The 23,952-nt window shown below is 61.6% G+C and carries 22 protein-coding genes; 13 read left to right on the plus strand and 9 right to left on the minus strand.

Annotation, left to right across the window (positions count from 1 at the left end; all coding sequences use genetic code 11):
• A partial coding sequence (locus HMPREF2724_RS09225) for a LacI family DNA-binding transcriptional regulator (protein WP_141748369.1) occupies positions 1-217 on the minus strand: 217 nt, incomplete at its 3' end.
• 31 nt (positions 218-248) lie between these two features.
• Here HMPREF2724_RS09225 and HMPREF2724_RS09230 point away from each other — a divergent pair.
• The 7 genes from HMPREF2724_RS09230 to HMPREF2724_RS09260 all read left to right on the plus strand — a co-directional run bounded on the left by HMPREF2724_RS09230 (position 249) and on the right by HMPREF2724_RS09260 (position 6,463).
• A complete protein-coding gene (locus HMPREF2724_RS09230; RefSeq protein WP_070455545.1) occupies positions 249-725 on the plus strand; it encodes a YdcF family protein in 477 nt (158 codons plus the stop codon).
• A gap of 104 nt (positions 726-829) precedes the next feature.
• Positions 830-1,678 carry an aldose epimerase family protein gene (locus tag HMPREF2724_RS09235; protein ID WP_070455544.1) on the plus strand — a complete coding sequence of 283 codons (849 nt, stop codon included), beginning with the start codon at positions 830-832 and terminating at the stop codon, positions 1,676-1,678.
• A gap of 17 nt (positions 1,679-1,695) precedes the next feature.
• Entirely contained in the window at positions 1,696-3,351 is a 1,656-nt protein-coding gene (locus tag HMPREF2724_RS09240; RefSeq protein ID WP_070518453.1) for a sodium:solute symporter family protein, read from the plus strand.
• Between the two features lie 13 nt (positions 3,352-3,364).
• Entirely contained in the window at positions 3,365-3,646 is a 282-nt protein-coding gene (locus HMPREF2724_RS09245; protein ID WP_061920792.1) for an LPXTG cell wall anchor domain-containing protein, read from the plus strand.
• Positions 3,646-4,737: a galactose-1-phosphate uridylyltransferase gene (gene galT, locus HMPREF2724_RS09250; RefSeq protein WP_070588301.1), complete on the plus strand. Its 1,092-nt coding sequence runs from the start codon at positions 3,646-3,648 to the stop codon at positions 4,735-4,737. The genes HMPREF2724_RS09245 and galT overlap by 1 nt, the downstream gene beginning before the upstream one ends.
• Positions 4,730-5,968 carry a galactokinase gene (galK, locus tag HMPREF2724_RS09255; protein ID WP_070588303.1) on the plus strand — a complete coding sequence of 413 codons (1,239 nt, stop codon included), beginning with the start codon at positions 4,730-4,732 and terminating at the stop codon, positions 5,966-5,968. The genes galT and galK overlap by 8 nt, the downstream gene beginning before the upstream one ends.
• A 102-nt stretch (positions 5,969-6,070) precedes the next feature.
• Positions 6,071-6,463 carry a hypothetical protein gene (locus tag HMPREF2724_RS09260; RefSeq protein WP_070588305.1) on the plus strand — a complete coding sequence of 131 codons (393 nt, stop codon included), beginning with the start codon at positions 6,071-6,073 and terminating at the stop codon, positions 6,461-6,463.
• Positions 6,464-7,013: 550 nt separating this feature from the next.
• Here HMPREF2724_RS09260 and HMPREF2724_RS09265 read toward each other — a convergent pair.
• A complete protein-coding gene (locus HMPREF2724_RS09265) occupies positions 7,014-8,054 on the minus strand; it encodes a ribonuclease HI (RefSeq protein ID WP_061920849.1) in 1,041 nt (346 codons plus the stop codon).
• 290 nt (positions 8,055-8,344) lie between these two features.
• On the opposite strand from HMPREF2724_RS09265, the gene HMPREF2724_RS09270 reads away from it, so the two are divergent.
• Together HMPREF2724_RS09270 and HMPREF2724_RS09275 are read left to right on the plus strand one after the other, a co-directional pair.
• Positions 8,345-8,854 (plus strand): RNA polymerase sigma factor, encoded by a 510-nt coding sequence (locus HMPREF2724_RS09270; RefSeq protein ID WP_256375027.1) that lies wholly within the window; start codon positions 8,345-8,347, stop codon positions 8,852-8,854.
• On the plus strand, positions 8,847-9,908 hold the full coding sequence (locus tag HMPREF2724_RS09275; RefSeq protein WP_070588309.1) for a hypothetical protein: 1,062 nt from the start codon (positions 8,847-8,849) through the stop codon (positions 9,906-9,908). Before HMPREF2724_RS09270 ends, HMPREF2724_RS09275 begins: the two co-directional genes overlap by 8 nt.
• A gap of 3 nt (positions 9,909-9,911) precedes the next feature.
• Here the strand turns inward: HMPREF2724_RS09275 and HMPREF2724_RS09280 are convergent, their stop codons facing one another.
• A complete protein-coding gene (locus HMPREF2724_RS09280; RefSeq protein ID WP_062041974.1) occupies positions 9,912-10,469 on the minus strand; it encodes a TetR/AcrR family transcriptional regulator in 558 nt (185 codons plus the stop codon).
• A 94-nt stretch (positions 10,470-10,563) separates the two neighbouring features.
• On the opposite strand from HMPREF2724_RS09280, the gene HMPREF2724_RS09285 reads away from it, so the two are divergent.
• Entirely contained in the window at positions 10,564-11,739 is a 1,176-nt protein-coding gene (locus HMPREF2724_RS09285) for an acyl-CoA dehydrogenase family protein (protein ID WP_070432380.1), read from the plus strand.
• Positions 11,740-12,141: 402 nt separating this feature from the next.
• Positions 12,142-13,092, plus strand: coding sequence for a DUF559 domain-containing protein (locus HMPREF2724_RS09290; protein ID WP_070455539.1), 951 nt, complete (start codon positions 12,142-12,144; stop codon positions 13,090-13,092).
• A 121-nt stretch (positions 13,093-13,213) separates the two neighbouring features.
• Here the strand turns inward: HMPREF2724_RS09290 and HMPREF2724_RS13430 are convergent, their stop codons facing one another.
• Both HMPREF2724_RS13430 and HMPREF2724_RS09300 read right to left on the minus strand, forming a co-directional pair.
• The gene (locus HMPREF2724_RS13430) at positions 13,214-15,397 is read right to left on the minus strand and encodes a 3-hydroxyacyl-CoA dehydrogenase/enoyl-CoA hydratase family protein (protein WP_070588311.1); all 2,184 of its coding nucleotides are present in this window, start codon (positions 15,395-15,397) and stop codon (positions 13,214-13,216) included.
• Positions 15,398-16,561 (minus strand): thiolase family protein, encoded by a 1,164-nt coding sequence (locus tag HMPREF2724_RS09300; protein ID WP_070588313.1) that lies wholly within the window; start codon positions 16,559-16,561, stop codon positions 15,398-15,400.
• 297 nt (positions 16,562-16,858) lie between these two features.
• Between HMPREF2724_RS09300 and HMPREF2724_RS09305 the strand changes: the two genes are divergently transcribed.
• Both HMPREF2724_RS09305 and HMPREF2724_RS09310 read left to right on the plus strand, forming a co-directional pair.
• Positions 16,859-18,022 carry an NRAMP family divalent metal transporter gene (locus HMPREF2724_RS09305; RefSeq protein WP_141748370.1) on the plus strand — a complete coding sequence of 388 codons (1,164 nt, stop codon included), beginning with the start codon at positions 16,859-16,861 and terminating at the stop codon, positions 18,020-18,022.
• 12 nt (positions 18,023-18,034) lie between these two features.
• Positions 18,035-18,829 carry a putative hydro-lyase gene (locus tag HMPREF2724_RS09310; protein ID WP_070455536.1) on the plus strand — a complete coding sequence of 265 codons (795 nt, stop codon included), beginning with the start codon at positions 18,035-18,037 and terminating at the stop codon, positions 18,827-18,829.
• Positions 18,830-19,060: 231 nt separating this feature from the next.
• On the opposite strand, the gene HMPREF2724_RS09315 is transcribed toward HMPREF2724_RS09310, so the two are convergent.
• The 4 genes from HMPREF2724_RS09315 to HMPREF2724_RS09330 are packed head-to-tail and all read right to left on the minus strand — an operon-like array spanning position 19,061 to position 23,817.
• A complete protein-coding gene (locus HMPREF2724_RS09315) occupies positions 19,061-19,675 on the minus strand; it encodes a GntR family transcriptional regulator (protein WP_070455535.1) in 615 nt (204 codons plus the stop codon).
• A 57-nt stretch (positions 19,676-19,732) separates the two neighbouring features.
• A complete protein-coding gene (locus HMPREF2724_RS09320) occupies positions 19,733-21,493 on the minus strand; it encodes an acetyl/propionyl/methylcrotonyl-CoA carboxylase subunit alpha (RefSeq protein WP_061920870.1) in 1,761 nt (586 codons plus the stop codon).
• 9 nt (positions 21,494-21,502) lie between these two features.
• On the minus strand, positions 21,503-23,056 hold the full coding sequence (locus tag HMPREF2724_RS09325) for a 5-oxoprolinase subunit B/C family protein (RefSeq protein ID WP_061920872.1): 1,554 nt from the start codon (positions 23,054-23,056) through the stop codon (positions 21,503-21,505).
• The gene (locus HMPREF2724_RS09330) at positions 23,056-23,817 is read right to left on the minus strand and encodes a LamB/YcsF family protein (RefSeq protein WP_061920874.1); all 762 of its coding nucleotides are present in this window, start codon (positions 23,815-23,817) and stop codon (positions 23,056-23,058) included. The genes HMPREF2724_RS09325 and HMPREF2724_RS09330 overlap by 1 nt, the downstream gene beginning before the upstream one ends.
• Positions 23,818-23,952: the final 135 nt, after the last annotated feature.

Raw genomic sequence — 23,952 nt, forward strand, 5'->3', positions numbered from 1 at the left:
CCGCCAGGTTCGGAATCACCACGCCGATAGCATCGGAGCGTGAACCGCGCAGCGCGCGTGCCTGCGCATTTGGGCGATAGCCCAGTTGCTCGGCCGCAGCCTTGACCTTTTGCGTGGTCGCCGGAGAAATCGCAGGGTGATTGGCCAGCGCGCGGGAGACGGTGGAGATGGAAACCCCCGTGGCCGCGGCGAGGTCCTTCAAAGTCGGTGTGGCCACGGAAGTCCTTTCTCAATTAGGCTTTTGCACTATGTTCGGCCCTAGCTTAGTCCCCATTTTGGTCCTTGGAGCCCGCGTGCAAGGCGGAGTGCCTGGCCCCATGCTTGAGCGCAGGCTCGAGCACGCATTTCGTATTTGGAGGGGACAAGACATCATCGTCTCCGGTTATGGCGAGGCCGAAGTCATGGCCGAGTATTTGGTGGGCAGGGGAGTCCCGCGCGAGAAGATAATCGTCGAGCCACGTGCCACGAGCACTAATGAGAACCTCGAAAATGCCTATGCGATGAGCAAGCCGCCTTACTTCGATGTAGTCACCAGTGATTTCCATGCACTGCGTACCAAGCTGTGGTCGTGGCACCTCGGAATCCCGATTCGCGTGCATCCTGCTTTCACGCCATGGGCGCTAAAACCAGAAAACTATTTGCGTGAGGTCCTTGCCACTCCGCACTCCGCGGCACGGATTATGTGGCGCCGTTTATTACCAGTCATCAGCGCTTTTGGACGTTAGCAAATTCATTATGCAAGTTTATGCAAACGTTTGACTAGCGTTTGAGCAGCGTCTTAACCTAAGCCACGTAGTGAGTTACACACGGAAAAGGAAGGCCTTAGGTTATGACCAGTCAGGCACCTACTTACCGGATAGCGCATGGCGCATACGAGGCGGAAATTGCCAGCTTCGGCGGCGGTATTAAATCGCTGACCTTCGTCGGCGAGCCGCTGGTGGAGACTTATCAGGATCTCCCGCCCATGTGCGCCGGCGTAGTTCTTGCCCCGTGGCCTAACCGCACTGCAGATGGTCGTTTTAACTGGCGGGGGAGCGTTTACTGTCTGCCCGTCAACGAGCCTGAGCGCAACAACGCCATCCATGGCTTTGTATGCGACAAGGCTTGGGAATTAAAGCGCTACTGCGTGAACCAAGTTCAGCTCACCACCCAGATCGAGGCCCCTTGGCCGTGGCCCATTCAGCTCACCGCCACTTACAGCCTCGATCAAACTGGGCTTCACGCCCGCTTTGAGGCCCGCGCGGAGCAGGATTGCCCCTTCGCGTTTGGCCTTCATACCTATCTTTCTGCCCGCGGCGCGGCTGCCGACGCCTCAATTCTTAGTCTCGGCGTCACCGAACACCACCTTCTTGATACCCGGAACTTGCCCACGGGCGTGGTGGAAAGCGTCGTCGTCAAGCAGCAGCGTATCGCTGACGTGGCTTGGGATGATTGCTTCCGCGGACAGGGGCCCCTCACGGCGGATTACGTTTCCGCAGGCAAAGGCGTTCGCCTTGCAATGGGGCCGGGCCTTGACTGGGTACAGATGTATACCCCGGACAACTACCCCGGCCGCGGCCGTGCACTCGCAGTGGAACCCATGAGCGCTCCACCGAACGCACTGCGCAGTGGCATCGACCTTGCCGAAATTAACGCACATCAACCGATTGCCTACGAGCTCCGCTTGAGCGCAATCTAGTAAAGAAAGCTCTCCACATGGAACCTTCAGTATTGAGACTCGACGCAACCTGGGTGGACTACCTGCTCGTTGCCTTGTACTTCCTCTTCGTCCTGGGAATCGGCTGGGCTGCCAAAGCCCGCGTTTCCTCCTCCATCGACTTCTTCCTCTCCGGCCGCGGACTGCCCGCATGGGTGACCGGCCTGGCATTCGTTTCGGCGAACTTGGGCGCGGTTGAGATCATCGGTATGTCCGCCAACGGCGTGGAGTATGGCTTCCAGACCATGCACTATTTCTGGATCGGCGCTATCCCGGCCATGGTGTTCCTGGGCATCGTGATGATGCCGTTCTACTACGGCTCCAAGGTGCGTTCCGTGCCAGAGTTCATGCGCAAGCGCTTCGGTAGCGCGGCGCACCTGGTCAATGCCATTTCTTTCGCCGTAGCCCAGCTGCTTATCGCAGGCGTGAACCTGTACCTGCTGGCCACCATCGTCGAGGCTCTGCTGGGCTGGCCTATGTGGGTCGCGCTCGTTGTTGCCGGCATCATCGTCCTGTCCTACATCACCCTGGGCGGCTTGTCCGCTGCCATCTACAACGAGGTGCTGCAGTTCTTCGTCATCATCGCTGCGCTGGCACCGCTGACGATTATCGGCCTGAACCGCGTCGGCGGCTGGCAGGGGCTGAAGGATTCCGTGGCGAACGATTCCCACTTCCACACCTGGCCGGGCACTGACATATCTGGCTTCGAGAATCCGGTCTGGTCCGTCATCGGCATCGTCCTGGGCCTAGGCTTCGTCCTTTCCTTCGGTTACTGGACCACCAACTTTGTCGAGGTCCAGCGCGCCATGGCATCGGAGTCGATCTCTGCAGCGCGCAAGACGCCAATCATTGGTGCTTTCCCGAAGATGTTCGTGCCCTTCCTCGTGGTTATCCCGGGCATGATTGCCTCCGTCTCCGTCGCTGACTTGATGGAAGAGACCGCCAAGCCAAACGACGCCATCCTGCTGCTGATGCGCGACCTGCTCCCGAACGGCCTTTTGGGCGTCGCAATTGCGGGCCTGCTCGCTTCCTTCATGGCCGGAATGGCCGCCAACATCTCGGCCTTTAACACCGTTATCTCTTATGACATTTGGCAGACCTACGTGGTTAAGGAGCGCGAGGATGGCTACTACCTGAAGTTCGGCCGCATCGCGACCGTCGTCGCCACCGGCGTGGCCGTCTTTACCGCACTTTTGGCCCAGAACTTCGGCAACGTCATGGACTACCTGCAGACGCTGTTCGGCTTCTTCAACGCTCCGCTGTTCGCCACCTTCATCCTGGGCATGTTCTGGAAGCGCATGACCCCGCACGCAGGTTGGTCCGGCCTCGTTGCAGGTACCGCATCTGCAATTACCTTCTGGTACATCGCAACCTTTACTGACGCAACGGCTTCCATCTTCAACCTGCCAGGCCAGGGCACCGCATTCGTGGCCGCCGGCGTGGCATTTACGGTAGATATCATCGTCTCCGTCATCGTCACCATGTTTACTCAGCCGAAGCCGGACGAGGAGCTCGTGGGCTTTGTTTCTTCCGTTACGCCGAAGGACCACTTCGAGGATTACACCGAGAAGAACCTTCCGTGGTACAAGCAGACCGTTCCGCTCGGCGTCATCTGTTTGGTCATTGCAATCGGCCTGAACGTCATCTTTGCCTAAAGGAGCAACCATCATGACTCAAAAGACTTCTCCTCAGCATGCAGGCGCTTTCGATCTCCGCAACGTTATCGGTGCCCTGCTTGGCCTCTACGGCATCGTGCTTATCATCTGCTCCTTTGCCCTCGACCCAGGCGTAAACCCGGAAACCGGTATGGCGAAGGATTCTTCCGACAACCTCTGGGCGGGCATCGCCATGGCAGCCGTAGCAGCAGGTTTCATGCTGTGGGCTAAGCTGCGCCCCATCATCGTTGACCCTTCCAAGATCGACGAGTCGAAGCTGACGGAGGCCAAGTAATGGTAGAGATCACCAAGGCGACGCTTGCCGACGGCCGCGAAATCATCTACTTCGACGACACCCCACACCCCGATCGCGTCCTAGAAGACAGCCGCGATCTGCCGCAGGTCACTCCGGCCTCAGAGATGCGCCGCGATCCGCTCACTGGTGACTGGGTGGCTTTTGCCGCTCACCGCATGGACCGCACGTTCATGCCGCCAGCCAACGAGAACCCGCTCGCCCCAACGCTGCCGGGCCAGCTGCCTACGGAGATTCCCTCGCCTTCTTATGACGTCGTTGTCTTCGAAAACCGCTTCCCGTCCTTTGCCATGGGCATGGAGGATTACGAGGAAGACGTAGACGAGATGGGCCTGGTCCCGCGCAAGCCTGCCAAGGCGCGCTGCGAGGTGGTCTGCTTTACTTCTGACCCGGAGCTGAGCTTCAAGGATCTCCCGGTCAGCCGCATCCGCACCGTGATCGAGGCGTGGGCACACCGCACCTCTGCGCTGTCTGCGCTGCCTGAGGTGGCCCAGGTTTTCCCTTTTGAAAACCGCGGCGCCGAAATCGGCGTGACGCTGCAGCACCCGCACGGCCAGATCTATTCCTACCCGTTCCTTTCGCCGCGCATGAAGGCTATCGTGGCCAGCTCCCAGGCTTACGAGGGCGACCTCTTCCAGGATATCTTGGACAAGGAACGCGAGGCGGGAACGCGCATCATTGCCGAGACCGAGCACTTCACCGCGTTCGTCCCAGCTGCCGCGAAGTGGCCGCTGGAGGCCATGGTCATGCCAAACGAGTACGCGGCTGATTTCACCGAGCTTTCCAGCGCGCAGCGCGACGACCTCGCCGCCCTGCTCAAGAAGCTGTATACCGCTGTGGACCGTTTCTTCGACGGCGTGGAAAAGACCCCGTACATCGCTGGTTGGAACCTCGCGCCGGCCGACCCTACGCTGCGCGGGGACGTGCGCATGCACCTGCAGCTGTTTTCGCTGATGCGCTCGCCGAACCGCATGAAGTACCTCGCCGGCTCGGAGTCCGCGCAGGCAGTGTGGATCAATGACACGACCCCGGAGCGCATCGCCGCCCGTTTCAAGGAGGTCTGGGATGCTTAACTGGATTTCCACTCGCTCCGACGCCGCGCTTGCCGACGCCGCGACCGCACTCTTCCGCTCCAACTTCGACGCTGCACCGGCTGGTGTGTGGGCCGCGCCGGGCCGCGTGAACCTCATCGGCGAGCACGTCGATTATGCCGGCGGCGCCTCGATTCCTTTCGCGCTGGAGCAGAACACGGCCGTGGCCGTGGCTCCGCGTTCGGATGGGCTCGTGCGCATCGCCTCGGAGTTTGGCGGCCAAGTCCGCCGCGTGGACGTTTTTCTGGATGAGGTTGGCCCGGGTTGGGCCAACGGTACCCCGGATGCCTGGGCTGGTTACGTCGTGGGCTCGCTGTGGGCTGGCTTGGAAGATGGCAGCATTTCCTCCTGCACCGGCTTGGACATCGCGATTGTCTCTGACGTTCCGGTTGGCTCCGGTCTCTCCAGCTCCGCGGCGTTGGAGTGTTCGGTGGCGGTGGCGGCCTACGAGCTTTCGACAGGCCACGCGCCTGACGACGCCGCCCGCACCCGCCTGGTTCTCGCCTGCATGCGCGCGGAGAACGAAGTCGTGGGCGCCTCGACGGGTGGCTTGGACCAGAACGCGAGCCTCTTCGGGGAGAAGGGCAAAGCGCTCGTCTTGGACTTCTCCACGGGTGAGGTGCGCCGCGTGCCGTTCAACATTGCTGAGCGCGACATGGTGCTGCTGATTGCGGACACCAACGCCCCTCACTCTTTGAACGACGGCCAGTACGCTTCCCGCCGCGGCGTCATCGATGCGGTTCAGTCTGCATTGGCGGGCTCTGAGGCCCGCGGCGGAACTATCCGCGATATTCCCGATGCCGTTGCGGATGCCACCCGGTGGGCAAGGGAAGTTGGAGAGGATGAAGGCGTCGTTAAGCGCCGCGTCGCCCACGTCGTGGAGGAGACCGCCCGCACCTTGGAAGCTGCCTCCGACTTGGAGGCCGGCAACCTTGACCGTTTCCGGGAGCTCATGCGCGATAGCCACATCTCGCTGCGCGACCAGTACGAGGTCACCACGCCGGAGCTGGACTGCGCGTTCGTGGCGGCCGGTGAGGTGGGCGCGCGTATGACTGGGGGCGGTTTCGGTGGCGCGGTGATTGTGCTGGTCAAGCGTGCCGATGTGGAGTCGACGGCGGAGGCAATCGCTGCTGCCGCGGCTGAGCGCGGCTTCCCGGCGCCGACCTTCCTTGTGGCCAGCCCTGGCGACGGCGCGCGCCGAATCGCCGGCTAAGCCCCCTACTGGCGGCTGGAAAAACTCTCTGGTCGCCTGTAATAAACGCGACGGTAGTGCAACTAACTAGGTGAACACCAACTTCCTAGTTAAGGAGTCATCATGAAAAAGACCCTCGTTGCTGCTACCGCTGCTTGCGCTATTTTGGCTGGTGGTGGCGCTGCAGTTGCTACCGGCTTCAATCCGTTCAGCGAGGATGCGAAGACCACCGCTGGCCCCCAGCTGACCAGTACTGTTGACGGTCAGCTCAAGCCGGGCCAGGAGCTGCTTATTGCGGCAAACTGTCCGGGCACTCGCGCGAACCTGACCACGTCATGGGGTGCGACGACGGTGATGTCGCCGGCAGCTGACCTCGGCCAACTGGTGGGCTACGTTACCGCGCCGGACAACATCGGCCCCGGTCCTGCCGACGGCTATCACACCTACACCGTGACCTGCGATTCCGGTGAGACCGATACCTTCACCTTCGCGTCCGGCGGAAACGGCGGCCACTAGCGCCCTGTGCGGCCTGGCCTCCGCCTGGCCTCGCCTCTGGCCCTCTCCGCCTGGGGTTTCCGCACGTCCCAGACTGGTCCCATTGGTTGGCTCCCATTGGTTGGGTTTCTTTAGGGGGTAATGAAACCCAATGGGCCGTATTCGTCGCCAACGCTACTCGTAAAGGGACCATTAGAGGGAAACCCGTAGAGGGGGACCAACACGAAAGCGTCGAAAACATCCCCGCAAACGCAGTCTTTCCAACCAGCGCTAGTAGACGAGCCAAGCGAAGCCGTACCAGCTCAAACCGAAGCTAACGAGCCAGAGCCAGCAGAGGCAGATGGCAAGTTTTACCTATTTTCTTGGTGGAAAGCTGGCCTGTCAGCGTTTCTCCTTTTAATCGGATTTACTGATTTTAGCGCGGCCCCAGGAACCAGTCTCTTCTTTATTATCCCGTCGGCGTGGTACCTGTTAATGTCCGTCATCTATCGCGATAAACTGCACAAACGCCGTTGGCTGTGGGGGGTGGGCGGTGGCGTTTGCCTGCCTGATCATCTTTTCGCGGCTAAGCCTAAAGCTTGGCCAGCGCCTTGGTGATGCCCTCCTGCAGCGTGGCCCGCGACTGCTTCATCGGATGCGCAATCGCACGCAGCCCCATGTACGCAATCTGGTCCGCCGCGCGGTTGAGCGGATCGCCCGCATGGCCAAGCACGCGGCGGATTTCCACCTCGCATTCGCCTTCGACGTCGTTCCAGGCCTGCTGGAAACGCGACCGCGCACCTGACGTTACGCCGCGCCACGTCCGCCGCGAGCGCACCGCCTTCGACTGCTTATTGCGTAACTGCTCCACTGCTTCGAGCGCCGCGACCGAGTCGCTTTCAATAATCGCTTTCTTTGCACCCACCTTGAGCAGGTACTTCAGCGCTAAGGTCAGCGACTCCAGCTCGAGCTCGTCAGTACCCGCCTTAGTCTCGCGGGTGCGCAGCCGGTAGTCGCCATTGCCCGCCACGAAGCACATGGAGCCCTTGAACACGGTGTCGGAGGAGGCGTCGGTAGCAATGCGCACCGTGGCGCCCTCCGGCCATGATGACGCCTGCGAGAAGTTTGGCCACCAATGTGCCTTCGGAGTCTCTACCTGCGTGGACTCTTTCTTCCGCGGTGCCTCGCCCAACTTCTTGGCCTTACGCGCGGTCAGGCCCGCTTCCTTGCGGCGCACAGAGCTCGCGCTTTTCGACGCCCTATTTTCCTCCGCAAAGCTGCCCGTCACTGTATAACCGCGCCGTTCCAGCGCCGACCGCAGCGCATTTTGCCGGCGCCCCGTGACAATCCAGACTCGGCCCTTCAGGTTCTTCGTGGCCTTCTCGAACTCGCGGATGGCAATCTCCACCACGTCGCCGCTCTTGGTCTGGCCCTTGCGTATGAACCGAGTCTGCCTGGTGTTTACTGCGATGACCCAGCCATCAACAGTACCGCCCGGCGCGGAGTCCCAGCGCTCGTCCCATAGTGCGATCGCCACATGGACCGGTGCGTTCACCATAGAGTCGGTGATCTTCCGAGTGCCATACGTACGGGACTGCGTGCCGGTGAGCGCGCTGAGTTCGAGCGGTTCCATCGTCTACTAGTAAACCATCTGCGCCCGACACCAAGCACAACGGACTTTTCAATCAGCCTCAAAGCGGCTCTTTAGTCCCAAAAGAACGGCGCTCCTCCTTGGTTGTTTGCGGCTGAAATGGCCTCATGATCATCATTCCGTTGGCTGCGGTGGGCGTCGACGCCGCGGGCATGGCCGCCTCCCTGGCCAAGACAGTGCTGATTCCGGTTAAAGAAAAAGTCGCGCACTAGTCTGTAATAATTCCGAGCCTGCTGCAACATACTCTATGTGAAGTATGTTCCAGCAGGCTCGTGGAGTTTTATTTGTCCGTCTTAACCTTGCCCGGCGCGCGAAGGCGGGAGTTCTCCCGGCATTTTCGCGCGCATTATCCTGTCGTCTTGGCGTTCTTAAGGCGTCGCGTGCCGCAGGAGTACGCTGAGGAGCTGGCTGCCGACGTCTTCGAGCGCGCCTGGGCCAACTTCGACACCCTGACAGGAGAGAACCCGCTGCCATGGCTCTATGGCATCGCACGCAACGTGATGCGCGAGTTCTATCGTTCGCGCCGCGAGTTCGAAAACCTCGACGACTTTGACGGAGCCCTTCCCGACGAATCCGCCGCCGTTGACTTGTCCCTCGACATCAACCGCGCCCTGCTGCAGCTTCCTTATGCCGAGCGCGAGATCCTCACTCTCTTCGCCTGGGAGGAGCTCACGCAGGCCGAGATCGCCGAGGTCCTCGGCATCACCCCTAACAACGTCCGCGTGCGCCTGCACCGCGCCCGCACCCACCTTTCCGAGCTCACCGGAGGCCACGATGACTGATCCGCTTTCCCAATTGCGCGCCGCAAATCCGGTGCCAGACGCTGCGCTTGACGACGCCGCCCTTACCCGCTCCGAGGCGGTCCTCAGCGGCATCGTCGATTCGGGGTCACGCACGCCGTGGACGGCCGTGGCCGCGGGCGTCGGTGTCTTAGCTTTGGTCGGCGGGGTCATCCCGTTTGTGAACCGCAGCGAGCCGGTCGCCGTGGCGGAGGTGCTCACGCACGCGGGCGCGGCTGCCGCCGCGCAGCCCGACGCCGCGGACAAGGGCGTGACCTCAAAGGAGTACCTCAAGCGCGTGGACACCGATGGCTCGTCTACTGTCACGACCGAGTATTCGGTGGGCGTCGACGGCACCGTGAACATCTCCTCCCAAGGCGAGCTGCCAGGGTTCGACCCGCAGCCGGCCATCCCCGCAGAAGACCTCATGGCGGCCACCGACCGCGCTGGGCTAGAAGCTCTTGCGGATCGTTTCCCCAACCGCGCCCTCGGCGCGCTGCAGCTGCTGCTGCAGCCGGGTTTGAGCAGCGAGCAGCAGAAGATTGTCTACGACATCCTGGCCGCCACCGACGGCAACGACCTGGCTTCGACCTCGCAGGGCTCCGACGACGGCGTGGGGGAGGACGGACTCATCAGCGTCATTCGCGACGCTGACCACATCAGCTTCTCCATCCTTCCAGCAACCGGTCAGCTGGTCCGCGTGGTCGGTCTGGTCGGCCCCAACGTGACCACCACCGTGGAGGCCACAGCCATCTTGGGCTGCGTGTCCGTCACCGGCCTGGAAGGCCCCGACAGCATTGCGCTGGCCTGCGGTGATAACAACTACCTGGTCAATGACCTCAAGTGGTCCAACTGGGGCGCCGATGAGGCCACGGCTGAGGGTACGGCCGTCGAAAACGACTGCGACCCCTTCTGTGCGGAGGGCAAGTTTAAGCAGACGCCGGTGCGGGTGGTCGTCGACAAGCGTGAAGCGTGTGGCTACAACGCCAAGGTGTACTCGCGCATCCGTGTCATCTACCCGGACCACGAAGAGGTCGAGGAGATTGGCTGCGCGTAGCGGCTAGGTCAGCTGGCGGAGCGCGAACTGCCCGTACATGTCACCGAGCTCCTCGGCGGTGTACGGGCCATCGGGGCTAAACCACGTGGCCACGCCGATGCCCATGTCGATGAGCGCCCAGCAGGCAATCTTGAGGTTCTCGGCTTGGAAGCTGCCCTCGTCGACGACGTTCATCCAACGCGCCACATAGTCGCGGCGCAGCTGCAGGACCACGGACTTGTGGGGGTCTTCGAGGTTGTTGAGCTCGTTGTTGACCACGCGGACGCGCTTGGCGTGGGTGGCGTGGAAGATGACGTGTGCGCGCATCGTGGCGAGGATTTTTTCCTCGGAACCCGTGACCCCGGCGAGCGCCGCGGCGTTGGCACGAAGGAGTTCCTCCATGGCGGAGACGGTGACCTCGGCGAGCAGCTCTTGCTTGGACTTGTAGTGGTTGTAGAGGCTCGATGCCCGCATGCCCACTGCCTTTGCGATGTCTTCCATGCCGGTGCCGTGGAAGCCGCGCTGGTCAAAGAGGTCAAGGGCGGCGGTGGCGATTTGGTCGCGGCGCTTCTGGTTAGCCATGGTGGTGTGCCTTTCGCTGGGTACGTTCTCTTGACAGGCGGTGAGGCGTGTATCACAATAGCAGACTAATAGTGATTCGTTTCGGAGGCCCGCAATGTCCAATAATCTCTTTGATTCTACAACTGACTTTCTCGGCGCGTTCGACGGCATCAGTGCCCAAGACGCCGAGGTCTGGGCACGTGCTCGCTCGTTTCGTGAAGATTGCCTTCCGGTTATCAATGAGCATTGGGAGAAAAGCGAATACCCCCTCGAACTTGTGCGCCGCTTAGGCGAGCTCGACCTCATGACGGACGGCCTTGACGTTCCTGGCCACGAGTCCATGACCTCACTCGGCGCGGGTTTGGCGCTCATGGAGGTCACGCGTGCCGACGCCTCGATGGGCACTGTCGTTGCCGTGCAGGCCGGCCTGGCTATGCGCTCCATCGCGATGCTTGGCTCGGAGGAACAGCGCTCCCGCTACCTGCCAGCGATGGCGTCGTGTTCGCTGCTCGGCGCGTTTGGTCTGACGGAACCGTTGCACGGTTCTGACTCCATTGCACTGGAGACCACCGCGGTCCGCGACGGCGATTCCTGGGTTCTCAACGGCGAAAAGAAATGGATCGGCAACGGTGCTTCCGGTGGCGTGACCGTGATTTACGCCCGTATGGAGGACGGAAACGTGGGTGGCTTCATCGTTCCGCAGGACGCGCCGGGCTACTCGGCCACGGTGATTACCGGCAAGCTGTCACTGCGCGCTATCCACCAGGCGCACATCGTCTTGGAGGATTGCCGCATTCCTGCCTCCAACCGGTTGCCCGGCTGCCAAACGTTTAAGGACGTCTCCCGCGTGCTGACTGCAACGCGCATCGGCGTCTCGTGGATGGCGTTGGGCTCGGCCGTGGCTTGCTATGAAACCGCGCGCAACTACGTCATGGAGCGCGTCCAGTTCGGCCGTGAGCTGGCAAAAGCGCAGATCATCCAGCAGCGCTTGGCCAACATGGTGCTGGACCTCAACCAGATGATGCTGACCTGCCGCGAGGTTGCCGCCCGCGAGGAGGCCGGCACGCTCACCCCGCCGCAGGCTTCCGCGGCGAAGCTGCACAACACCCGCGCTGCGCGACGCATTGCTTCCGACGCCCGCGACATGCTCGGCGGCGTGGGCATCCTGCTAGAAAACGACATCGCGCGCCACTTTGCCGACATCGAGGCCATGCACACCTATGAGGGAACCGACACCGTGCAGAGCCTCATCATGGGCAAGGTCATTACGGGTTTCTCGGCCTACAAGTAGCAGCCTGCCCGCGCCCCGCTTGGCATGCGTGCCGCCTAGCGCTCTCGCACCTCGCTTGGCGCTCTCGCACCTCGCTTGGCGCTCGCTCCACCCCTTACCGGGTTTGGTCCCATTGGTTGGGTTTCTTTAGGGGGTAAAGAAACCCTTAGGAGCCATTGCGCGGGAGTCGGTTCTCGTAAAACTACCCAACCAATGGGACCGCTAGAGGAGGACCAAATCGCGGCAGCTGAAACCGCCCATTCGCCAGTAAGAGGCCAGCCGCTGAGGCACCAGCCGGCAGACGGCCTCGAAAGCGCCAACTCCCCCTAGGGAACACTGCTTCTATCTGCACAAATACAGAGTTATCCACAGGCAAAAAATTGACTCTAGACACGGGCGCACGCGCTTGGCGAACATTGTTGTATGACTCAAACACAACGACTCATTCACTTACGTCCACTGTCCAACGATCACCACGTGTGGGAGCAAATAGCCAATGGCGAGCTTCTGCGAATAGCGCCCTGGGTCGCAACCCCGCGGGATTACTTCGAGCAATTACCCACTTACGAACGCCAGCGCCTCAAAGTGATTGCCGCGGGCAAAAGCGTGCACAAAGCCATCATGATAGGAAAGTCAGCAGCCAGGCTATGGGGCCTTTGGGTCCTCCCGCCTTTCGACGAAAAGATTGAAATGGCCAGGCAGTCCAAATCTCTGCCAGTAAAGACGAAGATTCCAGCCGATTACGAATACCGCAAGACGCACCTGCCAGACAACATGATTTCCAAGCAGCTCGGCACCCGTTGCACAACTGTGGCACGAGCGTGCATCGACATCGCAAGGCACCATTCCTTCGAAGAGGGACTCGTTGCCATGGATTCGGCGCTCGCGAAGGAACTCACCACGAAGGACGAGCTGCGCCGCACGCTGATCGCCATGGGTCGCGTGCACGGTGCCCCGCAGGCGCGGAAGGCGATTGAGCACGCCATCGCGCATTCGGAATCGCCTTTCGAGTCCTACTTTCGAGGCATCGCCATCGCGGAGAAGCTGGGAGAGAAGGTGGTTGCGCAGTACTTCATTCCGCCGAACTTCCGCGCAGACACATGCATTGACGACGCCGTCGTGATCGAGATCGACGGTGCCGTCAAATACGACGGCTCGTCGTTTGGCAAGAGTGCCGAGCAAACAATCGTGGAGGAGCGACGACGCGAGAAGCTGATTCAGAACCGTGGCTTCATCGTGCTGCGATACAGCCCACGGGAGCTACTCACGGAGAGAGCCCGTGTCGTGCGGGAGGTGCGCCAGGCGCTGGAAGCTGCCCAACAGCGAGGATGGTCCCAGTCTACTGGTCCCTTTACGAGTAAGAAGGCCGGCTAAAACCCGCTAGGTGGTCCCTTTCCCCCGTAAAGGGACCCAACCTATGGGACCAATCCGAAAGAATGGTTGGGACGGGCCCCGGCTGACCAGCGGCCCGACCGGTGGGGGACAGGTCCGCGGGCTAGTTGTGCAGCGGCTTACGCGTCGCCGCCATGTGCTTGGCGCGCTCGACGTTCGCGGGCAGTAACACCAGCGGCACGTCGTACTCCACCTCACGTTCGGCGAACTGGTTAAAGCTCAGCGAGCCCTCACCGGTGTACATCTGCGCCAACTTTGCTGCGATGACGTGGTCGTTTTCAGTGGCATTCTCCAGGGGCCACTCGCGGTCGAGGGCAGGGCCGGAGTAAAGGTCAATCGCGTCATCGGCAGGTGGGGCGTAGCCCTCAATGAGCGACTCCGTCTCCGCGATGGCACGCGCCAGGACGTGGTCAGGGGACATCAATACGACGTCGTCTGCCGCGAGGAAGCCCTGTTCCTTGGCCACGAAAGCGTTGGGGAAGGGCTTGGTCGAGGTGATGAAGTCGAAGGCTTTCTGGTGGTAGTCGGCCACGCCAGCTGTGCGGAGACGCTCCAGTGCGGAAATCGTGCCCGACCAGCCCGGATAGAGACCCACGTTGAGCTCTGGGAAAGCCAGCTGGCTATCTGCGTGCGCCACGATTCGATCGCAGGAAAGGGCTAGCTCTAAGCCGCCGCCTAGGGCAACACCGCGCACCGCCGCGACCACGGGAACCGGCGCGAACTTCAGCTGGCGCAGCGTGTTTGAGCCGTCCGCAATGAGCTCTTTGACGCGTTCAGCAGAGCCGGACTCGCCTGCCGCGGCAATCGAAGCCAAGTCCGCGCCCGCGCAGAACACCGGCGCATCGTTGCCCACGACCAGCGCCTGCAAGCCGTGTTCGTCTACCGCAGAAACCGCAGCACGAATGACCTCAAGAGCGGTGGTCGGCAAGGAGTTCATCGGGGTATGGAAGTCCACGATGCCGATTCGTCCCGCTTCGGTTTCTAAAGCATGCACCGCGCCGGCGGGCAACGACACTACGGTCTCGAGCGCCAGCGAACGCAGACTCTCGACACCCTCGCGGGCAGGCAGTGGCCGCAGCTTGCCGTCAGCGCTAAGCGCCTGACCGTCAGCAAAGAATCCACCGGCCTTGGCTGCCGCGTCTACCAACGCCGGCACGTCGTCACCGTAGGCGGAGGCAACCCACTCGATGCCGATGGCGTCGGCAAGCGCGAAGATGCCCTTCTTCCAGCCGAAGCCGAGGGTGAGGCCGTCGTCGATAAGCCCGACGTGCGCGGCGATTTCCGGCGCTACCTCGCAGCAATAGCGCAGCGTATCGAGGAAAACCGCGCGGGCAAAGCGGCCGCCCGGCGAATCTGTGTCCATGACCTCGCGCGGATCCTTGAGCCCTATGACTGGGTCGTCCGGTTGGGTGCGTGCCACGTACTCATAGTCGGAGTTGATGACCTCGTTGCGCCCGCGGTAGAAGCCGCCTTCGCCAGTGCGCCCGGTCAAACCGCGCTCGACCAGACCCGCGATGAAAGCATCCTCGCCGAGCGGAACCTTCAACATCGGGTCGTCGGCAGGCAGTGCGGTTTCTAATGAGTTCCAGATGGGCCCCACCAGCTGCAAACCGATGTAGTCCAAAAGCCCGAAGATACCGGTGCGGGGGATGCCGAAGGCGCGGCCGAAGGAGGCGTCGGCAAGCTCGTAGCTCACGCCATTCTCGCGCGTACGGGCGACGCCGGCTGCCATCCAATAGCAACCCACACGGTTGGCAATAAAACCCGGGGTATCGCGGCACTCGAGCGCAATCTTGCCCAGGGTTTGTTCGATAGTCGAGCGCAGCGTGGCCTCGGTCTCGCCGGAAGCGATGAACTCGACTAAGCGCATGACCTTGGGCGGATTGAAAAAGTGAGTGATGGCGAAGCGCTCCTGGCGTGCGACCGGAACGCCGTCCTTGAGGCGAGCGAGCGGGAGGGTGGAGGTATTCGAGCTGAGAATCGCTGAAGGCTTCAGATGCGGCTCGATGGCTTGGTACAAGGAGTGCTTGGCGCCCAGGTCCTCGAAGATGGCCTCGATGATCCAATCGCGGTCTTCTAACAACGCATAGTCGGCGGAAGCGCGCACGCGTTCGGCGTCTTGGGGGAGATAAAAGCCGCGGCGCTTCAACTGTATATCGACGCCCTTCTGCGCGGACTCGGCGTTTTGATCGAGCAGGACGACGTCGAGGCCCGCCGACGCACACAGCGCCGCGATGCCCGAGCCCATGGAACCCGCGCCGATGACGGCAACCTTGGTGATTGACATTTACTTCGCTCCTTCGTTCTCTATGATCAGCGCGATGCCTTGCCCGCCGCCGATACACATGGTGACCAGGCCATATCGCTTGTTCAGGCGGCGCAGTGCATAAGCCAAGCGGGTGACAAGTATGACGCCGGTGGCGCCAACCGGGTGGCCGTGGGCGACGGCACCGCCGTAGATGTTCGTCTTAGCCAGGTCGAAACCAAGCTCGTCCTGCACCGCGATGGCCTGGGCAGCAAAGGCTTCGTTGGACTCGATGAGGTCGATATCGTCCAGCTTTAGGCCGGCCTTTTTCAGGGCTTTTGGCACAGCGGCGATGGGGCCTAAGCCCATGCGGGTGGGGTCGACGCCGGCGATGGACCAGCTGACGATCTTCGCCAGTGGCGTCAGCGCCCGCGACTCCAGCTCCTCTTGGCCTGTGAGCACCACTGCGGCCGCGCCGTCGTTAATGCCGGAGGCATTGCCTGCGGTTACGGTCCCATCCTTGGCAAAGGCCGGCTTGAGACGCGCCAGCTTGTCGACGCTCGTCTGCCTCACGTGTTCATCAAAATCCAGGTCGCCTACGGGGACCAGTTCCTCGGCTTGGATGTTTTCTGCTTGCGCCGCCGCGGCGCGGCGCTGTGATTCCGCTGCGAACTCGTCCTGGCGCTCGCGGCTAATACCGTAGTCACGGGCAATATTTTCTGCCGTTACACCCATGTGGCCTGTCCCGAAAGGACAGGACAGCGCGCCGGTGAGCCAGTCGTAGAGTTTGCCGTCACCCATCTTCTTGCCGCTGCGCATTCCGTCGACGGAATAGGGCGCCTGGCTCATGGACTCGACGCCGGCGACTAGGGCGGTGGTGCCGTCACCAGATTGCAGAAGCTGGGCCGCGGAGATAATTGCCTGGACACCTGAGCCGCACAAACGGTTGACTCCGAGCGCGGTTGAGGAGTCCGGCATCCCAATGCCGAGGGCTATTTTGCGGCCGATGTAGAGATCGCTCGGAACTACCGGCAGGACGTTGGAAGCCACTGTCGTATCGATGTCTGCGGCCGGAATTCCCGAACGGTCAATCGCTTCGCGAGAAGCGAGCGTGCCGAGTTCCGTCAGTGATAGACGAGAGAGACTGCCACCGAATTTACCGATGGGCAAGCGTGCCGCGCTGGCGATGTAGACATTCTTGGTCATGTGTAGCCCCTAAGAATACGAATCACTATTAGTTAAAGATGAATCCTAGGTCACAATTCTGGAATGTGCAATGGTGTATTGGAAATAAAGTTGGTGGGCTGGGGTAGAGGGGGTACCTGCCCATAAGGCTGTGAACTGCAGATTTAGAGTGAATGACCGTTTTTCTTTCCAAATTGTTCAACAACACCTTAAGATGATGCACATCACATAACGATGCGACCCGCGTCACGAAAGGACAGTCTAGTGAGTGCTGAAACAGCTGCAGCCGTCAAAAACCCGCCCAAGGGTATTGGTGCCATGGCCGGCGCCATGTTCCTCATGGCCACTTCCTCCATTGGTCCAGGCTTTTTGACCCAGACCTCCGTCTTTACCGTCCAGATGGGCGCGGCCTTCGCCTTCGCCATTTTGTTGAGCATCGTCGTGGATATCGCGATTCAGCTCAACGTGTGGCGTGTCTTGTGCGTCTCCGGCATGCGTGCAAACGAACTGGGCAACACCGTTCTGCCAGGCCTCGGCTGGTTCCTTGCGGTGCTCGTCTTCTTGGGCGGCATCGTCTTCAACATCGGCAACATCGCCGGCACGGGTCTTGGCCTTAACGCGATGCTTGGCATCGATGCCCGAATCGGCGGCGTCATCGCAGCGGCGATTGCCGTCTTCGTCTTCCTGTCCAAGCGCGCCGGCATCGCGCTTGACCGCTTGGTGGCTGCCCTCGGCGCCATCATGATTCTGCTCATGCTCTACGTTGCCATCGTCTCCCAGCCACCAGTAGGCGAGGCGCTCAAAAACACTGTGATGCCAGAAGAGATTGACTTCTTCGTCATCACCACGCTGATCGGCGGTACAGTCGGCGGCTACATCACCTTCGCCGGTGCACACCGCCTCATCGACAGTGGAATGTCTGGTAGCGAGCACATCAAGAACATCACCACTACCTCCGTCATGGGCGTCATCATCACCGGCATCATGCGTGTGCTGCTCTTCCTGGCGGTCCTCGGCGTCGTCAGTACTGGCGTAGCACTGTCTGAGGACAACACCGCGGCAGATGCGTTCCGTCAGGCGGCCGGCGAGTTCGGCCTGCGTGCCTTCGGCGTGGTGCTCTTTGCGGCAGGCCTGTCCTCGGTCATCGGTGCGTCCTATACCTCGATCTCCTTCGTGACCACACAGAAGGTCGCCCCGCGTACCCGCAACTTCCTGACCGTTGGTTTCATTGCGGTCTGCACCTTGCTTTTCCTGCTTCTAAACTCCGCTCCGCAGAAGCTGCTGATTTTCGCCGGCGCATTCAACGGCATCATCTTGCCTATCGCGTTTGCGATGGTGATGTGGGTTGCTTACCGACGCCGCGGCCTCCTCGGCGATTCCAAGTACCCCACCTGGTTGCTGGTGCTGGGAACCTTGGCCCTGCTCCTAGAGTTCTACATCGGTTTTAACTCTTTCTCCGGAATCATGAAGCTCTGGGCTTAGGGGCCATAGTCGATGTCTTACACAGCGCACTCTTCCTCGATGCAGCCTGCTAACGTACGGGCGCATGCACGGCAGAATCAGATGGTGACCACGGCAGGTTTCGCTGACGGCTTCATGCAGGCGAACCTGCTCGCCGTGCCGCAGGAATACGCATTCGACTTCCTGCTGTTTGCTCAGCGTAATCCGAAGGCGTGCCCGATTGTGGGCGTATTGGAGGCGGGCCAATACAGCTCGGAACTGCTCGCCGGTGGCGACATCCGCACTGACATTCCGGGCTACCGCATCTTCCGCGACGGTGAGCTGACCGATTCTGTGGAAGACGCCACCGAGTTCTGGACTGAGGACATGGTTGCGTTTCTCATCGGCTGCTCGTTCACTTTTGAGTCAGCGCTGCAGGAAAATGGCATCACGCTGGCCCATATCGAGCAAAGGCGCAACGTCGCGATGTACCGCACGAACATCGCGACTGTGCCGGCAGGCATTTTCAGCGGACCGCTGGTGGTCTCCATGCGGCCGATTCCCGCAGATCAGGTTGCCGACGCCGTGCGCATTACCTCGCGTTACCCGTCGGTGCACGGGGCGCCGGTGCATGTGGGCAACCCTGAGGCTATTGGCATTGAGGATCTTTCGCGGCCTGACTTCGGCGACGCCGTGGACATCCCAGAGGGTCACATCCCGGTGTTCTGGGCATGCGGCGTGACACCACAAGCAGTGGTGATGAACTCGAAGCCGCGCTTGGCGATTACCCACCAGCCCGGCAAGATGCTCGTCACCGACGCGCGTGACGTGGACTACCAGGTGCCTTAAGCCCGGTCTGCGGCTGCGCTTGCGGCTTCCTCCACAACTGCTACGACCGGCCGCGCGGTTTGGTTCCATTGGTTGGGTTTCATTGGTTGGGTTTTATTGGTTGGGTTTCTTTACGAGTGGCCGGTGCCGGAAAACTCGGCTTACTGGTCCCTTTACCCCACAAAGGGACCCAACCTATGGGACCAAACTGCAATGGGGGGCAGGGAAGCCGCCCCGCCAAGCCACCCCAAGCTAGATGACCGCGAGCATCTTCTCGCAGGTGCGCAGCAAGCTGTCGTGCAAGAGCGCGGCAGCTTCTTCGCGTTTTCCTTCGGCAACGAGCTGGGACAAGCGAATGTTTCCCTCAATGTGCTCAGCATGCAAGGTGGGGTAACGCGGGATGACGAGCAAGAAGCTCAGCCGCATCCGTGCGAGCAGGTTGTTCATCTGCTCGTTAAGCGTCGGGGATTTAAGCGACGCCACCAGCGTGCGGTGAAAACGCTGGTTGATGTTGGATACTTCTTGGTCCTCACCGCGTTCCTGCGCGGCGCGAGCAGAAGTGACAAGCTCAATCAACGCTGCTGGGTCGGCGAATTCGCCCCACAGCACACCGGATGGCTCGATAGCGGCGCGTGCGATGAACAGGTCGCGCACGTAATCGGCATCCGGCGTCGCAATGAAGACGCCTCGGTTAGGGATGCGCTCCACGAGGCGCTGCGCAGCGAGCTCGGTGAAGGCCTCGCGGAGAGTATTGCGGGAACAAGAGAAGCGCTCAGCGGCTTTCACCTCGCTGAGCTGTTGGCCAGGCATGAACTCGCCGGCCGAGATGCCATCGCGAATTCTCGACGCCACGGACTGAGAAAGCATGCCAGACAGCTTAACTCATTGGGTGCGGAGGCCGCTCGAAAAAGAAGGTCACGGCCACTAGTCGATAGTCGCGATAACCTTCGACGGATCCAAGCGGTCGCCTTCCTTGGCCAACAGCTTGATGGTGCCGCCGCGTGGAGCCTTTACAACAGATTCCATCTTCATAGCCTCGATGGTGGCGATGTCATCGCCTTCTTCGACGGTGTCGCCGTCGGCAACGTTCCAGGCCACGAGGTTGGCGTCGTAAGGCGCGGTGACAGCACCCTCCGTGCTGTCGCCCTCACCGGCAGATTCTGCGTTGCCTGCCGCGCCAGATGGTGCAGCGCCGGCAGCCACACCGGAAAGCAGACGCTCTGGCAGACCAACGCTAACCAGCTTGCCGTCGATTTCGATGGCCACCTGGGTGCGCTTGGCATAGATGGCTTCCACCGGCGCGATGTGGCTCGTAGCCTCTGCAGAAGGGCGGTAGTTGTGGTCCAACCAGTCGGTGTAGATACCGGCTTGTGCCTCAGCATCGCCGTGATCGGCCAAGACCTGGGAGGAGACCATGTCGCGGTGGAAAGGCAGGACGGTGCGCACGCCTTCGATATCGAACTCCTCGAGCGCGTGCTTTGCACGAGCCAGGGCGATCTCACGAGTTGGGCCCCACACCAGCAGCTTGGCAATCAGTGAGTCGTAGTATGGCGGCACGATGGAGCCGGAGCGCACGCCGGCGTCAACGCGGATGCCAGGGCCCGTCGGCGGCTCAAAGCGCACGATGGTGCCAGGGCATGGCGCAAAGCCGTTCAGGATGTCCTCGGCGTTGATGCGGAATTCGAAAGCGTGGCCGGTGGATTCCGGATCAGTCGAGATAGAAAGTGGCTCACCCGCTGCGATGCGGAACTGCTCGGCAATGATGTCGACGCCGGTGACCACCTCAGTGACTGGGTGCTCAACCTGCACACGGGTGTTGACCTCGAGGAAGGAGATGGTGCCGTCCTCAGAAACGATGTACTCCACGGTTCCAGCGCCGGTGTAACCCACCTTGGCGCAGATGGCGCGTGCGCCTTCGTGGATGCCCTTGCGCTGTTCGTCGCTAAGCGCTGGGGCAGGGGCTTCCTCGATGAGCTTTTGGAAGCGGCGCTGCGTGGAGCAATCGCGGGTGCCGAGCACGGCGACGTTGCCGTGGGTATCGGCGAGGATTTGCGCCTCGACGTGGCGTGGGTGAGTCAGGAACTTTTCCACGTAGCACTCTGCGCGGCCGAAGGCTTCCTTAGCCTCGCGGCCTGCAGAGTTGAAGGCCGCCTCAATGTCTTCCAGGTTTTCCACGACCTTCAGGCCGCGTCCACCGCCACCATATGCAGCCTTGATGGCAATCGGCAGACCGTGCTTTTCAGCGAAGGCCCGGGCCTCCTGCCAGTCATCAATCGGATCCGAGGTGCCCGGTGCCAGAGGAGCACCGACCTCCTCGGCCACGCGGCGGGCCGCAATCTTGTCACCGAGCAGCTCGATGGATTCCGGGGTTGGGCCAATCCAGGTCAGGCCCGCACTGGCGACGGCGCGGGCAAAGTCAGCGTTTTCAGAAAGGAAGCCATAGCCCGGGTGGATGGCATCGGCGCCGGCGCGAACCGCAATGTCTAGCAATGCCGGGACGTTCATATAGGTATCGGCCGCGGTGTTGCCGGGCAGGGCGTAGGCCTCGTCGGCCACGCGGGTATGTAGGGCGCCTGCGTCTGCCTCGGAGTAGATGGCGATGGAGCGAATGCCCAGATCGCGGGCGGCGCGAGCGATGCGGACGGCGATTTCGCCGCGGTTTGCAATAAGGACTGCAGAAATCATGATTAACCTTTAAATAGTTGTAGCGAGTTCGAAGCGGACCGTGGCTCCCGGTGGAAGCTGTGCGGCGATATCAATGTCTTCTTCGAGGACGGTGGCAATAACGGGGTAGCCGCCGGTGACGGCGTGGTCACGCAGGAAGACTACCGGCTCACCCGATGGCGGAACCTGGACGGAGCCGGCGACCATTCCTTCACTCGGAAGCTCGCCGGAGCGCGCACGTGACAAGGTCGCATCGTCGCTGGCCCTAAGACGCAGGCCGACGCGGTTGGACTGTGGAGTAACTTCCCATTCGGTATTTAAGAATTTCTCGAGGGATTCCTTGGTGAACCAGTCATCACGCGGGCCCAGCACACAGCGCAGCACGCCCTCGGTCTGGCCACGGGACCCTTCGGTCACGCGCAGCGGGTTCGTTAGCTGCGCGTCGGTCATGGCGGTAGAACGCGGCAACACACCGATGATGTCGCCTAGGCGCACCGGCGCCGGGCCCAGCCCGGAGAGCACGTCGGTGGACGCGGAGCTCAACTCGCTATCGGCAACGATGCCGCCGCGGATGGCGATGTACGAGCGCATGCCGTAGGTGGCGGGCTCGACGCGCACGGTGGAACCCGCGGTAACTAGCACGGGTCGCGCGAGGTGCACCGGCATCTCCTCGAGGACCACGCGGGCTTGGGCGCCGGTGACGCAAATGACGGTATCGGTGAGGGCACGCAAGCGAATACCGCCGATGTTTTCCAGCACCGTCGCACCGCGCGGGTTTCCCACCGCGACGTTGGCGGTGGCCGCTGCTGCCTGGTCAGCCGCGCCCGAAGGGGTAACGCCTAAGTTGCCACGGCCCGGGCGGCCTTGGTCCTGGAAGAGGGTGACAAGGCCTGGGTCGATGACTTCCATACGTGGCAGGCGCGCCGGGGTACGGCGGCCAAACGGGGTGGTGGACACGATGTCTGGCAGGGAGCTGACGGCACGGTAGCGCACGCGGTCGCCGGGCTGCACCAGCGCCGGCGGCTGCGCATCCGATTCCCACATCGGGGTCGAGGTGGTGCCTAGCAGCTGCCAGCCGCCGGGGGAGACGCGCGGGTAGACCGCGGAGAAGTTACCGGCGATGCCTACCGCACCATTTGGCACCGCGGTACGCGGGGTAGAGCGACGCGGGATGTCGACGCCGCGGGAGGCATCTGCCGGGGTGCAATACGTAAAGCCTGGGGCAAAGCCGCCGAAGGCAGCAAGCCACTCGGTCGAGGTATGCCAGTCGATGAGCCCCTCGCGGGACATACCGAGTAGGTCGGCAGCTTCGTCCAGATCCGCGCCGTCGTAAAGCACGTCGATCTCCACTAAGCGTGGCTCCTCCACGGAGCGTGCGGAAGGGTGGAAATCCTCCAAGAATTCGGCGGCGGCATGCGCTGAGTTCGGGGTATTAAAGGTGAGCAATAGGGTAGTCGCTGCGGCAATCGCATCGACTTGGTCTTTCAGTGGCTGCGCAGTAAGTGCCTCGTGCCAGGTCATGACCTGGGAAAGGTCATCCAACTCCACGAGCAACGCGCGGGTTCCTACGGGGTGAATGTGCATTAGATAAAGCTCCGGATCTCAATGCCACGGGCATCCAGCTCGGCTACCACGCCGCGCAGCATCTCCACGGCGCCCGGGGAGTCGCCGTGGGTGCAAACGGACTGCGCATCTACGCTAAGGACGCTGCCGTCGATGGCGGTGATGGCGCCGGTTTCTGCCACCTCGAGAACGCGCCTTACGACGTCGTCTGCCGAGTGCAGCACAGCATTGTCCTGTGTGCGCGAGACCAGGGTGCCGTCGGGGTTGTAGTTGCGGTCGGCGAAGGCCTCGCGGATTACAGTCAGGCCGCGTGCCTCGGCGACCTCGACTGCCACGCCGCCCGGCAGTAGCATGACCGGGATATCTCCAAAGGCCTTGATGCCGTCGATGACTGCCTTGGCCTGGGCCTCGTGGTAAACGATGGCGTTGTACATCGCGCCGTGCGGCTTGACGTAGCTCACGCGAGTGCCGTGTGCGCGGGCCAGCGCTTCAAGCGCGCCGATTTGATAGGTGACTTCGTCTGCCAACTCAGCCGGGTTGTAGTCGATGAAGCGACGGCCGAACGCGGCTGGGTCGTTGTAGCCCACGTGTGCACCAACGACGACGCCCGCCTCTTTGGCTGCGCGGACGGTGCCGGCGATGGAGTGCGGGTCACCCGCGTGGAAGCCGGTGGCGACGTTGGCAGAGGAGACCAGTTTGAGCATCGCTGCGTCGTCTGCGACTGGATTGCCTGCGGTGGTCTCGCCGAGGTCGGCATTGAGATCAATAAAGAGCTGGCTCATACACTCAAATCCCCTTTTAAAATTGTTCAACAATCTATAGGCGGATAGTGTATCGTGCGTCACGTCACTTTGTGAAGTGGGACGCCATTTTTAAGGAAAGGCGGGGGTAGTCACGGCGCGTCGATGTGCGTGACT

Source organism: Corynebacterium sp. HMSC071F07 (genome assembly GCF_001810285.1).
In the GTDB taxonomy this organism is placed as follows: Bacteria; Actinomycetota; Actinomycetes; order Mycobacteriales; family Mycobacteriaceae; genus Corynebacterium; species Corynebacterium simulans.

Coding starts and splice junctions, on each gene's coding strand:
- HMPREF2724_RS09230 (WP_070455545.1), top strand. CDS start 249: ATGTTCGGCCCTAGCTTAGTCCCCATTTTGGTCCTTGGAGCCCGCGTG.
- HMPREF2724_RS09235 (WP_070455544.1), top strand. CDS start 830: ATGACCAGTCAGGCACCTACTTACCGGATAGCGCATGGCGCATACGAG.
- HMPREF2724_RS09240 (WP_070518453.1), top strand. CDS start 1,696: ATGGAACCTTCAGTATTGAGACTCGACGCAACCTGGGTGGACTACCTG.
- HMPREF2724_RS09245 (WP_061920792.1), top strand. CDS start 3,365: ATGACTCAAAAGACTTCTCCTCAGCATGCAGGCGCTTTCGATCTCCGC.
- galT (WP_070588301.1), top strand. CDS start 3,646: ATGGTAGAGATCACCAAGGCGACGCTTGCCGACGGCCGCGAAATCATC.
- galK (WP_070588303.1), top strand. CDS start 4,730: ATGCTTAACTGGATTTCCACTCGCTCCGACGCCGCGCTTGCCGACGCC.
- HMPREF2724_RS09260 (WP_070588305.1), top strand. CDS start 6,071: ATGAAAAAGACCCTCGTTGCTGCTACCGCTGCTTGCGCTATTTTGGCT.
- HMPREF2724_RS09265 (WP_061920849.1), bottom strand. CDS start 8,054: ATGGAACCGCTCGAACTCAGCGCGCTCACCGGCACGCAGTCCCGTACG.
- HMPREF2724_RS09275 (WP_070588309.1), top strand. CDS start 8,847: ATGACTGATCCGCTTTCCCAATTGCGCGCCGCAAATCCGGTGCCAGAC.
- HMPREF2724_RS09280 (WP_062041974.1), bottom strand. CDS start 10,469: ATGGCTAACCAGAAGCGCCGCGACCAAATCGCCACCGCCGCCCTTGAC.
- HMPREF2724_RS09285 (WP_070432380.1), top strand. CDS start 10,564: ATGTCCAATAATCTCTTTGATTCTACAACTGACTTTCTCGGCGCGTTC.
- HMPREF2724_RS09290 (WP_070455539.1), top strand. CDS start 12,142: ATGACTCAAACACAACGACTCATTCACTTACGTCCACTGTCCAACGAT.
- HMPREF2724_RS13430 (WP_070588311.1), bottom strand. CDS start 15,397: ATGTCAATCACCAAGGTTGCCGTCATCGGCGCGGGTTCCATGGGCTCG.
- HMPREF2724_RS09300 (WP_070588313.1), bottom strand. CDS start 16,561: ATGACCAAGAATGTCTACATCGCCAGCGCGGCACGCTTGCCCATCGGT.
- HMPREF2724_RS09305 (WP_141748370.1), top strand. CDS start 16,859: ATGGCCGGCGCCATGTTCCTCATGGCCACTTCCTCCATTGGTCCAGGC.
- HMPREF2724_RS09310 (WP_070455536.1), top strand. CDS start 18,035: ATGTCTTACACAGCGCACTCTTCCTCGATGCAGCCTGCTAACGTACGG.
- HMPREF2724_RS09315 (WP_070455535.1), bottom strand. CDS start 19,675: ATGCTTTCTCAGTCCGTGGCGTCGAGAATTCGCGATGGCATCTCGGCC.
- HMPREF2724_RS09320 (WP_061920870.1), bottom strand. CDS start 21,493: ATGATTTCTGCAGTCCTTATTGCAAACCGCGGCGAAATCGCCGTCCGC.
- HMPREF2724_RS09325 (WP_061920872.1), bottom strand. CDS start 23,056: ATGCACATTCACCCCGTAGGAACCCGCGCGTTGCTCGTGGAGTTGGAT.
- HMPREF2724_RS09330 (WP_061920874.1), bottom strand. CDS start 23,817: ATGAGCCAGCTCTTTATTGATCTCAATGCCGACCTCGGCGAGACCACC.